The 13,627-nt window shown below is 33.8% G+C and carries 7 protein-coding genes; 5 read left to right on the top strand and 2 right to left on the bottom strand.

What is annotated here, in order from left to right; all coding sequences use genetic code 11:
* The first annotated feature begins 110 nt into the window (after window positions 1-110).
* The 4 genes from ERX46_RS08950 (at window position 111) to ERX46_RS08935 (ending at window position 9,654) form a co-directional block, all read left to right on the top strand.
* Window positions 111-2,414, top strand: coding sequence for a T9SS type B sorting domain-containing protein (locus ERX46_RS08950; RefSeq protein ID WP_130093520.1), 2,304 nt, complete (start codon window positions 111-113; stop codon window positions 2,412-2,414).
* A gap of 228 nt (window positions 2,415-2,642) precedes the next feature.
* Complete coding sequence (locus ERX46_RS08945; protein WP_130093519.1) at window positions 2,643-4,265, top strand: hypothetical protein; 1,623 nt, start codon at window positions 2,643-2,645, stop codon at window positions 4,263-4,265.
* 137 nt (window positions 4,266-4,402) lie between these two features.
* Window positions 4,403-7,450: a T9SS type A sorting domain-containing protein gene (locus ERX46_RS08940; protein WP_130093518.1), complete on the top strand. Its 3,048-nt coding sequence runs from the start codon at window positions 4,403-4,405 to the stop codon at window positions 7,448-7,450.
* A 230-nt stretch (window positions 7,451-7,680) separates the two neighbouring features.
* Window positions 7,681-9,654 carry a gliding motility-associated C-terminal domain-containing protein gene (locus tag ERX46_RS08935; RefSeq protein WP_130093517.1) on the top strand — a complete coding sequence of 658 codons (1,974 nt, stop codon included), beginning with the start codon at window positions 7,681-7,683 and terminating at the stop codon, window positions 9,652-9,654.
* A 391-nt stretch (window positions 9,655-10,045) separates the two neighbouring features.
* Here the strand turns inward: ERX46_RS08935 and ERX46_RS08930 are convergent, their stop codons facing one another.
* Window positions 10,046-11,182, bottom strand: coding sequence for an ABC transporter permease (locus ERX46_RS08930; RefSeq protein ID WP_165366197.1), 1,137 nt, complete (start codon window positions 11,180-11,182; stop codon window positions 10,046-10,048).
* Window positions 11,183-11,261: 79 nt separating this feature from the next.
* Window positions 11,262-11,597 carry a 30S ribosome-binding factor RbfA gene (gene rbfA, locus ERX46_RS08925; RefSeq protein ID WP_130093515.1) on the bottom strand — a complete coding sequence of 112 codons (336 nt, stop codon included), beginning with the start codon at window positions 11,595-11,597 and terminating at the stop codon, window positions 11,262-11,264.
* A gap of 143 nt (window positions 11,598-11,740) precedes the next feature.
* Here rbfA and ERX46_RS08920 point away from each other — a divergent pair, with 143 nt between their 5' ends.
* Window positions 11,741-13,579 (top strand): ABC transporter ATP-binding protein, encoded by a 1,839-nt coding sequence (locus ERX46_RS08920; protein WP_130093514.1) that lies wholly within the window; start codon window positions 11,741-11,743, stop codon window positions 13,577-13,579.
* Window positions 13,580-13,627: the final 48 nt, after the last annotated feature.

Genomic DNA, 13,627 nt, shown 5'->3' with positions numbered 1-13,627 from the left:
ACGACTAATAAAATTCCAGAAATAATCTTTTTATATTTGAATGATTATGTGCTTTAACGCTTAATTTTCGCCTTTAACTTGATGTTAAATTTCTATTTTCAAATTATTTTATGAAAGCTCATTTCAAAAATATATTTATACAATTGGGTATGTTCGCTATTTTTATAGTTCATGCACAAACCCAATGCACTCAATTTACTGGTCCAGACCTTGGAAACGACACCATACTTTGTCCAAACAATACCTTACAATTTGATTTATCGGGTTTAACAAATAATCCTTCAATTACTTGGGATAATGGATCAAATTCAGCTACAAGGACAGTTTCAGCAACTGGGATTTATTTCGTTGAAGTAAAATATTTATCTACTAACTTGGTGATAAATGGTGATTTTTCACAGGGAAACACAAGCTTTCTAACAGATTATATTGTGGGTACAGGTGGTTCTTGGGGAATTTTGTCAAATCCTGGAACTTATGCCATCAATACCTCACCCAGCAATGTGCACAATAATTTTAGCTTTTGTGGAGACCATACAACAGGAGTTGGAAGTATGATGATTGTGAATGGAGCAAATATTCCCGGAACGAGTGTTTGGTGTCAAACAGTAAATGTCTCTCCAAATACTGATTATGAATTTAGTACTTGGGTAGCCAATGCTTTGAATGATCTAAATGTTGCGCAACTTCAATTTACCATAAATGGGGTGAATATAGGAATACCTTTTGCTGCCTCTCCGACTGCATGTACATGGAATCAGTTTTTTGAAATTTGGAATTCTGGAACAGCAACAACGGCTGAAATTTGTATTACCAATTTGAATAGTACTGGTGGTGGAAATGACTTTTCACTTGATGATATTTCATTTTCTCCGATTTGTGTTTTTAATGATACCATTGATGTTACTTATAATTCGAGTCCAGTATTTTCTCTACCAACTATTTTAAATGACTGTGAAGGAGAAATTTTAACCTTGAATGCAGAAAACCCTGGTTTTGATTATGAGTGGATTACAAATGAAACCACCCAAACAATTCAAGTAGATACTTCTGGAACTTTTACAGTGACTGTTTCTGATGACGGTTATTGTGATGAACAACAAGATTTTATTGTCACTTTTCACACGCCTCCAGACGCTGGAATGGATGACTCGTTTTCTTTTTGTGATACGGATCTAAATGTTGATCTATTTAGTTTATTAGATCCTTCAATTTCTACATCAGGAGCATGGTATACTGAACTTGGGATATTGATAAATGGCGGACAATTAGATATTAGCCAATTGTTAGGGGTTAATAATTATGACTATGTCTTAACCAGTACATTTTGTCCATCAGATACTGCTGTTTTTGAACTGGACATTAAGGTTTTTAAAAGCGCAGGAAATGATATTTCTGAACGTTTTTGTAGTGATGGAACAACAAACTTAAATAACTTTTTAACCGTCAATAATGCTGGTGTTTGGTCCTCTTTGGATGGGTTGCCAAATTCAATATTTAATCCTTCATCTGGAATTTTACAGTTAGATAATTTATCGAAAAATAGCTATAATTTCCAATTTGTGGTCAGCAATGATTTTCCGTGTGAAGCAGATACAGCATTTGTAAGTATAGAGTTAAGTGAAATAGCAGATATTCAATTCTCTGCTAATTTATATGAAGGTTGTAGTCCATTAACTGTTGATTTTACGGATTTAACAGTTGTGAATGGAAGCACAGATTATACTTGGTTTGTTGATGGAAACCAAGTGGGAGTGAACAACACCATGAGTTATACTTTTGAAGAAGTGAAATGTTATAACATCGGTTTAAGAATTGTAACAGACAATTTTTGTACCTCAAGTTTGACAGAAAACAAGCTTATCTGTATTAACCCAGATCCTGTTGCGGCTTTTGATTTTAAACCAAAAAGTATATTTTCTGATAACCCTGTAGTTAATTTTGAAAATCAATCAGAGTTGAACGCTCAAAATCAATGGAATTTTGATGGATTAGGTCAAAGCACAGAAGCTCATCCAATTTTCACTTTCCCGTTTGGTAAAGAAAGCAACTATGAGGTTAAGTTAATCGTTACTTCGGATAAAGGCTGTATTGACTCAACAACGAGAATTGTTCCAGTAAAAGACCAAACAATTTTTTATGTGCCCAATGCTTTTACGCCAAATGGTGATGACAATAACAATGTTTTTCTTCCAATAATGACTGTCGGAGTAGATCCGCAGCAGTATAAGTTTGAAGTATATAATCGTTGGGGAGAAAAAATATTTGAATCAAATGATTACAGTGTAGGTTGGGATGGAACTTATGGGAGTCAAATAGTAAAAGCAGGTATGTATTCTTGGAAGATAACTTTCAATGAATTAAAAAATGAAAATGTAGTTATAAAGACGGGGACTGTTGTTTTGATAAGATAGAAACCAATTGATCATTTATAATTGTCAATTACGAATTCGGTGATTTTTTACAAGGACTTACTTTTTAGTTTCAATATTTTAGATAACTTTCAGAAGTTACGAATCTGCATTTTGAATTTATTGATAAAGCTTTAATTCAATTGTTTAATTAAAAAGTTGGGAATTCGTAATTGACTATCAATTTTACATGAAAAAAGAGATGAGGTTTTGAGGCAAAAAAGATTATTATTGATATTGTTCTATATCTTTTATTTGGTATCCAATTCACATGCAATTACGCAAGAAAGTGAAGAAATCACCAATTTATCAGCTTTAGAAAAGACTGAACAACCAAGTATTCATAAAGAGAAAGAACTTTTAGACTTCATAAAAGTAGGAAACAAAGATGTCTTTGAAAGTAATAACGCATACGTAAGTTTCATTACTAAAAAAGCAGCATTATTTAAAGGTTCAAACACCATCGTTTATGCAGAAATTTGTTTTGAAATAGCCAAGAAACTCACTAAGGACAATGAACCTTATCAAGCTTATGAGTATTTAGATGTTGTGAGTAATATTTTAAAAGAGAACGATATTTCAGAAATTTCTTTTGCAGCTGAGTTTTATGAAATGAAAGGAACTTATTTCTATGATTTTAGAAGATATGAGGAATCAAGGATATTACTTTTAAAAGCTTTAAAACAACAGAAAGAAGAGAGTACTTTGAAAATTAGTATGATTAATACGTTGGGATTAATTCACAAAAAATTAGGTGATATTGACTCTTCGATTTATTATTTCAATAAAGGTTTAAAGCTAGCAACGAAGATAGATAACAATGAATGGATTGGTATAATCAATGGGAACTTGGGGTTCATCTACTATCTCAATGGAGATTTAATCAGTGCAAGAAAATGTTTGATTTTAGATAAAGAATTAAGTCTGAAAAACGAGCAAACAGAAAGCGCCTTAAATGCCCTTGCGCTACTTATAGAAATAGAGTTAAATGGAGGGCGTTTTGATTTGGTTGAAACTTATATGAAAACCCTTGATTCTTTGATTCCTCAAGTGACTGACTATTATTCGGTAATGCGCTATCATTATATAAAAACAATTTACTGGGAACATCTTAAAGAGTATAAATTGGCTTATGAATCTTATCAACAAAGTGTTTTATATAAAGATTCATCAGGAAGGGAATACGATCAATTGAATCTTCAAAACATGATTTTTCAAATAAAATTTCAGAAAAACAGAAATGAGTCTGAATTATTAATTGAAAAAGAGAAACGAACAGGTCAACTCTATTATGGAATTGCAATTATATTATCTGTGATCATTTTAGCTTGTATTTACATCATTTATTTGATGCGAAAAAGGAAAATTTATGAGCATAAAATTTTAGAATTAGAAAAAGAAAAAATACGAACAGAGCTTAAAAAGAACGAGGAAGAGTTGAATAAGATTTTAGAAAACTTAGTTGTGAAAAACGATATTATTGACACCTTAAATCAGGAGATTAATAAAAGAGAAGTATCGGATGAAAATCTCACTTTGCAAAAAGAGAAAGAAGTTATATATGAGAAAATCAACACTTTTACATTACTGACAGAGAATGATTTATTGGAGTTTAAGCATTTATTCGATAAAATACATCCTAGTTTTTATGATTCTTTGATACAAAAACAGGATGATTTAACAAATTCTGAGACAAGATTGGCTATGCTAATCAAGTTGAATCTTTCAAGTCTTGAAATGTCTAGAATTTTAGGAATATCTCAAGATTCAGTGCGGAAATCTAATTTAAGACTTAGAAAAAAACTCTCGATAGAGTCTCAAAAGGAATTAATTCAATTTATAAAAACCGTTTAATCCAACTCAATCTTTAAGAACTGAAAGGTATAGTTGATTTTTAATTCCTAGTTGTCTTGTTTTTGTCTCGCTAAATTTTCGATATATAAAAGCGCTGTAGTTATTTTTGGTTTAATATTAATTATTAAACACGCAATATGAAACTTAAACATTATTCACTCATCATTTTTATTTCAGCGCTCTTTTTTAATAGTGCTCAATCACAAGTTTATGAAACCTCTCTGGATCAAGGAACAGGTCAGAACGCCAATATTCCAGTATATTCATATTATGGCTATAGTTATAGTCAAAGTATTTACTTAGCCTCAGAATTTTTACCCGCAGTTCAAGGTGTTCCCACTGAAATAAGTAAATTAAGTTTTTTAAATGTGTCGGGAAACGTTGTTAGCACTGATAATTGGACAATTTTAATTGGACAAACGAGTAAAACAGCTTTTCAAGATGGAAATGATTGGGAAGCTTTTGCTAATCTAGAAACGCTTTATAACGGAACGGTTACTGCAAATGGTGCAAATGGATGGATGGAAATAGAATTAGATTCTACTTTTTTATGGGATGGTGTTTCTAATATTGTAGTAGGAGTCCGTGATCAGTCTCCTGGTTATACCGGCAGCCAAATTCAATGGGGTACATACCCTGTTACAGGAAATCGTTCTATGAGAACCTATAATGATTTTAACATTCCAAGTTTACAAACTCCACCGGTGGCACAAAATTTATATCAAAGTGTACCAAAAATTAAATTTCAACACATCAATTATGTTGACTGTCAAAGTCAAGCTTTTACAGGACCTTATAACATGACATTAGCACAATCTTCGCTTTGTGATAATGAGTTGTTTAATGGAACTTTTGATGAATTGTTTTATGTGAATGGATTAGTATATCAATGGCAAAAACTAGACAATGGTAATTGGGTTGATTTCGCAAATTCAGATTCAACATATTACGAGTCTAGTTTGGCTCAAACGACTGATATTAGAGTAAAAGCAACATGTTTAGCTAATAATACTGAAATCCTAACAGGAGTGGAGACAATAACAGTTAGTTCTGCGCCACCTTTAACCGTGAATTTTCAAGATATCGCATTCTGTGGAGGTAATCCTGCTGCTATAATGGCTAGTGGTGCAAATACATATTCTTGGTCACCAAGTGCTGGATTATCAAATTCTAATACTGCAATTGTTACTGCTTCTCCTACTGATGTTACAACGTATGAAGTGACAGGAACTTCAATAAACGGATGTACAGCCGTTGAAACAGTAATAGTAAGTCCTATTGATAAAGTAATTACAGATTTCACTTACAATGCGAGTGGTTTATGCAGTGCTCCAGCGATTATTAATTTTGAAGTTATAAATCTACCAAGTTTAGCAGGTACAGCTGCTTGGGAATATACTTTCTTGGATGAAAACAACGTTACATTAGCTGCTTGGGGTACTACTAATACTTATGCAATTAATGCTCCAGTAGATTCAGTTTATAAAATCAAATATAAAATCAGATCAACTGAGTGTTCTTCTGTTGAAAATGAATCTACGGTTAAAACTATAACTGTTGGTTTCGGTACAGAAGTAAATGTAGTAGATTACAACTGTGTAAATTTAGGTGGATCAATTCAAGCAAATAATGATTTCGGTCAAAGTACTGGTTCAATAATTTTCGAAAATGATTTTTCTGATCCTTCTAATACAGCTGACCTTGTTGTTGTAGGAAACACAAGTTTGACAAATGGAATGGCTGTAATTACACCTTCTGCAACTGGAAATAATGGATCTTTGGTTATTTCACCAACGAATCAAGTTTTAGGAAGTGATAATTCAATGCAAATCTCTTTTGACCTGACTGTTGATTTACCAATTAACACATACGGAACAGGTGGAGCAGATGGTATTGCTTATTCTTTTGCAGATGACATTAATGTTTCGAACAGTAACATAAATAATGGACGTGGTTCTAAATTAAGATTGAGCTTTGACTCTGCGGATAACGGCTCGAATTCAGCAGGTGTTTATTTAGTTTATGGAAAACAAAATACTAATGCTCCTGCTCCTGGAGATCTGACTACATTAGCTTATAATGCTGACCTGAGTAGTTGGAAAAATCAAGCTGATGTTCCTGTTGATATTAGTATTGAAAATGGCGCACTTTCTTTGATGGTGAATGGTGTTCTTATTTTTGATAATGTTGCATTGCCTGCTGCTTATATAACTGAAGATGTTAGCAATTGGAAACATTGTTTTAGTGCTCAAACGGGTGGTGATGCAAATAGACATGCGCTTAAAAACTTAAAAATCTCTGCTGGACAATATGAGTTTGGTATTACAACATCTTCAACAAATCAACCAACAAAATGGCAAGCGGGTAAAGAATTTGATAGTTTAGCTCCTGGAACTTACTATTTGTGGATGAGAAAGGATTCTACAAGTAACTGTCAGAAAATGGTTCAGACTATTGTTTTAAATAACACTAATCCAATTGTAGACTTAGGAGGTGATTATACAATTTGTGAAGGTGATTCTGTAGTTTTAGATGCTGGAAATGTAACTTCAACTTATGTATGGAATGGAACAAGTGTTGTAACGCAAACTTATGCTGTTAATCAGTCAGGTGCTTATGTTGTTCAAGTTACCGATACGTTAGGATGTACAGGTTTGGGTTCAACAATTGTTACTGTAAATGACGTTCCAAATGTGGGAATGTTAGAAGTAGTTTATCACCCATCTGGAGTTACGTTATTCAATGTTCAAAATGCTCAAAATGGGTATGCTTATGCTTGGGACTTTGGAGATGGAAATACCGATTCAAATACATCAGGAAACATAAGTCATATTTACGATGATAAAGGAGTGTATACAGCTACAGTTGTTGTTTCAAACGATTGTGGAGATACAACCATTACAAATTCAGTGAATATTACGACAACTGTTGGTCTAACAGATGAAAACAGCGAAGAAGCTTTGAGAATTTATCCTAATCCAAGTAGCGATTTTATCACTATCGAATTAGGGAATACTGCTAAAGCAAATGTTGTAATATTTGATGTAAACGGAAAAGTTGTTTCTGATTTAGGAGAAATTAATTCAACTGTGAAAATAGATGTAAACAATTGGAGTAAAGGTGTATTCTTTGCTCATATTACAGATGCAAATAAAACTGAAGTTGTAAAACTGATTGTTCAATAAATTTTTTAAAAGTGGTGGATGCATTTCATCCATCACTTTTTTTATACCTTAGATTATGAAACTAAAGCTGATTATGTTTATCGAGATGCCTTTACTTTCAATAGTTTAAACTGTTCTTTATTAGTTAGAATTTGGCATATTAATGTGAAAAGCAAAACAACTATTTAGCCTTTCATCTCGTCTAACAATAACTATTAAATTAATTTTAATAACCAGATATTTTAAAAATTATGAAATCAATATTCCTTTTAGTCGCCCTATTGTTTTGTGTTTTTACACTGCAAGCCCAAAGTCCTTGTAACATTAACTTCTCTATCGGAAATGATTCAACATTACTTTGTGGTCAAACGTATACACTTCAAGCCAATCAAGGACTAGATAGTTATGCTTGGAGTACAGGATCTTCTCAATCTTCTATTACAGTTTCTACATCAGGAACGTATAGCTGTTTTGCGACTGATTTGGGACCAGAAATAGTAGTAAATGGAGATTTTTCAGCAGGAAATACTGGTTTTACAACTGGTTATACACTTGGTGTTCCAGGCGGTACTTATGGATTGCTTTCAAATCCTGGTACTTATGCCATAACTACTTCTCCAAGCAATGCTCACAATAACTTTAGCTCTTGTCCAGACCATACTACCGGAACTGGAAATATGATGGTTGTTAACGGTGCTGATATTCCAGGAACAAATGTTTGGTGTCAGACTGTAAATGTCTCCCCCAATACGAACTATCAGTTTAGTACTTGGGCAGCCAATGCTTTAAATGATCCAAATGTTGCACAACTTCAATTTTCTATAAACGGAACCACATTAGGAACACCATTTTCAACGGCAACGAATGCATGTACATGGAATCAATTTTTTGAAGTATGGAATTCCGGAGCCAATACATCAATTGATATTTGTATTACTAATTTGAATAGTTCTGGAGGTGGAAATGACTTTTCAATTGATGATATCTCTTTTCGACCAGTTTGTACTTATACTGATCAAGTTACTGTTACAATTCCACCAAACCCTGTAATTCAAGTGAATTCAGCACAAACCATTTGTGAGGGAGATAATGTTGATATTACAGCAAGTTCTGTGTCTTCAAATATGACTTATACTTGGACGCCAGGTGGAGCAGGAGCTACAATTAATGTTTCTCCAAACGCAACAACGTCTTATACTGTAGTGGGAGAAGATGCAAACGGTTGTATATCGAACACAGGAACGGTTGTCGTAAATGTTAATCCTTTACCGGTTCTTACATTTGAAGGTGATTCGGTTATATGTGAGGGTACAGCAGGATTAATTAAAGTTATTTCTTCAATTCCACAAACAGATTTTTTATGGACGAATAATAATTTAACACTAGCTACAATTACAGTTGCGCCAAGTACAACAACAATTTATGAAGTAACAGCAACTAGTCCACAAGGATGTGTAGCAACAGCTGAATTTGAAATGACTGTACTGGAGGAATTAGAAGTTGAAATTGAAGGAAATACCGTTTTTTGTGAAGGCGACCAAAACAGTTTACAAGCCATCTCTAATCTAACTGAAACTGATTTTTTATGGTTACCAAGAAACGAAACAACTCCAGTTTTAAGTACTACCATTGCTGATATTGGCTGGGTATATCTTGAAGGAACACATCCAGTTTGTGGAACGGAAATAGATTCCATTCAACTCGTTTTAGGCGAAAAGCCACTTGTTTCTTTACCAGACAGTGTTAACTTATGCTTAGGTGATGAAGCAAACTTAGTGGCTGTTTCATCGATTCCCAATTCTGAATTCACATGGTTTCCAAATAATTTGATTGGGGCGAGTCAGATGTTGTCACCTTCAGAATCTAGCTACTTTTATGTACAAGCAAATGTTGGAGGATGTAAATCAGATTTAGATTCTGTTTTTATCTCAGTGAATCCCAATTGTGATGTTGAAGTACCCAACGTTTTTACACCAAATTCTGATGGTATTAACGATTACTTTAAACTGATCTCTTTCGAAGGAATTCAACAACTAGAATGTGTGATCGTAAATCGCTGGGGAAATTTAGTTCGTGAATTCGATACTCCTGATTTCAAATGGGATGGAACAGATAAAAAAGGCAATAAAATTACCAACGGAACATTTTTCTATGTCATAAAAGCCAAAACTATTACTGGCGAAGATGTTGATAAATCTGGATTCGTTCAGTTAATTGACAATTGATAATTTTGGGCTACTGATAAAATCATTGATATTGTTTCTCATTGGATTGCTGAGTTAAGCCGCTAATTGCTTACAACTATAAGATTGAGGAGTCTCTTCTTATATGGCAAAAGCTTGATTCGAAGCACTTCCCTCTTTGGAGAGGGACTGAGGGAGAGGATTTTTTAATCCACGTTTTTCAACCCAAACCCATCATAGTCGTGTCATCCTTCAGTTGGAGGAGACCATTATTCAACGCGTACGCGAAGGTGAAATCAATTAGATTAAAACTCCACAATTGAGTAACAACCTCAATTTCTAAACAGTAGAAATTCAATACGAACCTTCGCTAAAAATTAACAATTAAAAACAACCCTCGTTAAACATTAATAATTAACCATTAAACATTAAATCATTCGTGTCTACGAATCAAAACCTTCGTTGGGAAATAAGAAACGATCAGTCCTAAAACAGTCACTGATGAAATAATCATAAATGCATCAGACCAAGTGGTCACCATCGGGAAACTTTCTCCAGGTGCGCTTGGCATTGCTACTAAGCCGAGATAGATTTGTGAGAAGGTCACAAAATAACCGATTATTAATCCGAAAACAATTCCTCTTCCCACAATCATTAATCCTTCAAAGAAGAAGATGTTGAAAATGGTGCTTTTTGTTGCTCCTAATCCATAAAGTGTGGTAATGTCTGACTTTTTCTCAACAAAAAGCATCGCAATAGAAGCAATGAGATTGAAAGAAGCCAGAATAAAAATAAACACCAAAATGAAGTAAACTATTAGGCGTTCGGATTGACTTGTTTTGAAAATCAACTCATTCTTTTCAAAGTTAGTTTTTACTTCAAAATCATCTCCTACAACATTTTGGATCTCTTTTTTGACCGAATTTAGATTGTAATCGTCATTCACATCAACATACATTGCCGTAATATCTTCTCCGTATTCTAGCAGTTCATTGGCCAATTCATAAGGAATAACTGCTTTTTCAGCGTTGACTTCTCTGTTGAAATTCATGCGAGAGGAAACACTAACAACACGCACATTCAAAGGGTTTTTTCCTGGGCGTAGTTTTGCTTCTCGTAAAGGAACATTAAACGTGATTTGTTCTTGAATATGATCAGACATCGGAATGTAACCGCCCAATTTATCTAACAAATATGCTCCAAAAATGGCTTGCGGTTTATTGTTGATATACAAAGTTGGAATACCATCCACAAGGTGGTCTTTCATCTTAGACATGGTTAAAAAACTGGTGTCTACACCAACCATTTCAGCATGAACCCATTTGTCTTCATGTTTTAAAATGATGACTTCCTCAATGGCACGCGATGTATTTTGAACCCCTTCAACCGCTTTAATTTTCTCTAAATCTATAAAGCCTTGATTAAAGGTTTTTGCTTTTGCAGAACGAATACTGATCGATGGATCAAAATCGCTGTACAATTTTATAACCATTTGCTCAATTCCATTAAATGCAGAAAGTAAAATCACCAAAGCAGCAGTAGAAATAGCAATTCCCACAACACTAATCATAGTGATGAGGTTAATTACATTTCGAGATTTTTTAGCTTTAAAGTACCTTCGTGCTATGAATCGAGCAACATTCATAGACTTATTTCTTTAACAATTCATCGATTTTTTCAGCGTAATCCAATGAATCATCAATGAAGAATTCTAAATCAGGAATATGACGCATATCTTTTAATCTTCTTCCAACGTCACCACGAATTTTTCCTTTGTTAATCTGTATGTTTTGCAATACTTCCTCCTTTGGTGGACCAGCAAAAATACTTAAATATACACGAGCCAAGCTCAAATCCGGAGTTACACGAACCACAGTTGCTGTAACCATTGCTCCCATGCACAATTCGCGCGCATTCTGTTGGAAAACTTTAGAAACTTCCTCCTGAATGACTTTCTCAATTTTGTTTTGTCTTATTGTACCCATAGTGCAAAAGTAGTGATAATTTAGATATTGTATGAATGCATTTTATGATAAACGTAGAGACGCAATGCATTGCGTTTCTACGTTTATCATTAATAACTTTTTGTCTACTCTTTAAACTTGAAAAAATCCTATATTTGCGATGAATGAAACAATTATCGACTATATTCAGAGCGACATTTATTTACAAAGCGAGAGCAATAGCTACTATTGTTTTTAACTTCTTATATGTCATTTTCAATCTTCTTTCATTGGTGCTTTTTGTACCTTTTTTACAAGTTATTTTCCCTTCTGAAGAAGTTGAAATAGTGAGTAAGCCAATTTTAGAAAACGACGGGATTTCAGCTTATATTGAGTTTTTAAGTAATTATTACAATTATTTCATGACTTCAATGGCGCAAAATGATCCAAAACATGCTTTGTTTTTTGTTTGTGTAACTGTCGTTATTGCGTTTTTCTTTAAAAGTTTATTCCGTTACCTGGCCATTTACCATCAATCCCAATTAAGAATGGCAGTGGTAAGAGATTACCGAGATCAACTCTTTAAAAAATCAATGGGATTGCCAATTTCATTCTTTACAGAAGAGAAAAAAGGAGATTTGATGTCACGAATGAATAACGATGTCAATGAAATCGAAGTTGCAGTTGTAGCTGTTTTAGAATTGATTTTTAGAGATCCTTTATCTGTAATCATTACAGTAAGTGTATTGGTTTATTGGAGTCCAGCTTTAACACTTTTCTCTTTTATTTTACTGCCCGTTTCTGCTTTAATCATTACTCAAATAGGGAAAAGTTTAAAAAGAACTGCTAGTAAAGGACAAAAGCAATTGGGTGTTTTGTTTTCATTTTTAGATGAATACCTTGGAGGAATTAGAATTGTAAAAGCATTCAATGCAACGGATGAGTCAGTGAGAAAATTCGCAGCAATAAATTTACACCACCAAAGATTAACTACGCGTGCATTTAGAAAAAGAGATGTTTCTTCGCCATTAAATGAGTTTTTGGGTGCTTTGGTTATGATTGGTATTGTGTGGTACGGTGGTTCAATGATTCTTGATGGAGCAGCTGGAGATGGTTTCACAGGGAAAGAGTTTATCGGATTCATTATCGTATTCTCTCAATTGTTAGTTCCAGTTCAGAATATAGCTAAGAATAGCGCGAACCTGAGTAAAGCAAAAGCGAGTCAGGAAAGAATAGAAGAGATTTTATCAGCGGATGAGAAAATTCTTGATCCAGTTCATCCAGCAGCTATTCATCCATTAGAAAAAGGGATTGTATTTAAAAACGTATCTTTTTCTTATCAAACAGAAATGGTTTTGCAGCATTTGAACTTCGAATTACTGAAAGGAAAAACTGTTGCATTAGTGGGTGAATCTGGAAGTGGGAAGTCAACTATCGCTGATTTACTTCCACGATTCTATGATGTTACTTCGGGTGAAATCACTTATGACGGAACCAATATCAATCAATTTACAGTACATGATTTACGTGATCAAGTAGGAATTGTAAATCAAGAATCTATTCTGTTTAACGATACGGTTTTCAATAACATCGCTTTTGGGATGAACAATGTAACTGAAGAGGAAGTGATGGAAGCAGCCAAAATAGCCAATGCGCATGATTTTATCTCTGCAATGGAAGATGGCTACCACACGAACATTGGTGAACGTGGAAACAAATTATCTGGAGGTCAAAAACAACGAGTGAGTATTGCCCGTGCAGTTTTGAAAAATCCACCCATCATGATTTTGGATGAAGCAACTTCTGCTTTAGATACAGAAAGCGAAAAATTGGTTCAAGATGCTTTAGATAATTTAATGAAAAATCGAACTTCCTTGGTTATTGCTCACCGTTTAAGCACCATTAAAAATGCCGATTTAATCTTGGTTTTGAGTAAAGGTGAAATTGCCGAACGCGGAACGCATGAAGAACTTTTTGCTAAAAATGGTTTGTATCACAAGTTGAGTACCATGCAAGGTTTGTAATATTTTTTTTCATTTCTTGCTTTGGAGCGAGAACGAGAGGGAGGTTCT

This window comes from Brumimicrobium glaciale (assembly GCF_004152935.1).
In the GTDB taxonomy this organism is placed as follows: Bacteria; Bacteroidota; Bacteroidia; order Flavobacteriales_D; family Crocinitomicaceae; genus Brumimicrobium; species Brumimicrobium glaciale.
The sequence above is the reverse complement of the archived record's forward strand: the minus strand, read 5'-3'. Positions and strand labels throughout refer to the sequence as shown.

Excerpts from the sequence above, each read along its gene's own strand:
- rbfA (WP_130093515.1), bottom strand. The coding sequence starts at position 11,597 with ATGGGTACAATAAGACAAAACAAAATTGAGAAAGTCATTCAGGAGGAA.
- ERX46_RS08920 (WP_130093514.1), top strand. The coding sequence starts at position 11,741 with ATGAAACAATTATCGACTATATTCAGAGCGACATTTATTTACAAAGCG.
- ERX46_RS08950 (WP_130093520.1), top strand. The coding sequence starts at position 111 with ATGAAAGCTCATTTCAAAAATATATTTATACAATTGGGTATGTTCGCT.
- ERX46_RS08940 (WP_130093518.1), top strand. The coding sequence starts at position 4,403 with ATGAAACTTAAACATTATTCACTCATCATTTTTATTTCAGCGCTCTTT.
- ERX46_RS08935 (WP_130093517.1), top strand. The coding sequence starts at position 7,681 with ATGAAATCAATATTCCTTTTAGTCGCCCTATTGTTTTGTGTTTTTACA.
- ERX46_RS08930 (WP_165366197.1), bottom strand. The coding sequence starts at position 11,182 with ATGATTAGTGTTGTGGGAATTGCTATTTCTACTGCTGCTTTGGTGATT.